This window comes from Halobiforma nitratireducens JCM 10879 (genome assembly GCF_000337895.1).
Taxonomy (GTDB): Archaea; Halobacteriota; Halobacteria; order Halobacteriales; family Natrialbaceae; genus Natronobacterium; species Natronobacterium nitratireducens.
Genome location: NZ_AOMA01000136.1, coordinates 1 through 234, shown reverse-complemented (window position 1 = coordinate 234; position 234 = coordinate 1). Strand labels below are relative to the sequence as shown.

1 pseudogene is annotated in these 234 nt (G+C 60.7%); it reads left to right on the top strand.

The features are described 5' to 3' along the window. Nucleotides 1-109: 109 nt before the first annotated feature. Nucleotides 110-234, top strand: a pseudogene (locus tag C446_RS20080) (zinc ribbon domain-containing protein); the annotation flags it as partial.

Below are 234 nucleotides of genomic sequence, written 5' to 3'. Positions count from 1 at the left end.
GCTCAGTTCCCCGCGGAGACACCGAACTCCCGAACCACCACGCAGTACGATAAAATTCTCGTCGCCGGCGAGGACGCCATCCTCTTCGAGCCCTCTTCAGGTGGTCGCGATGGCTAACCCCTCTCCCACGCCAATCGGCGTCGATCTTGGCGAATACAACCTCTACACGGCCTGCCCAGCCACGATACCGGACTGGAAGGGAGCCTACAGAATTCCCGGCAACGACCTCTGTAC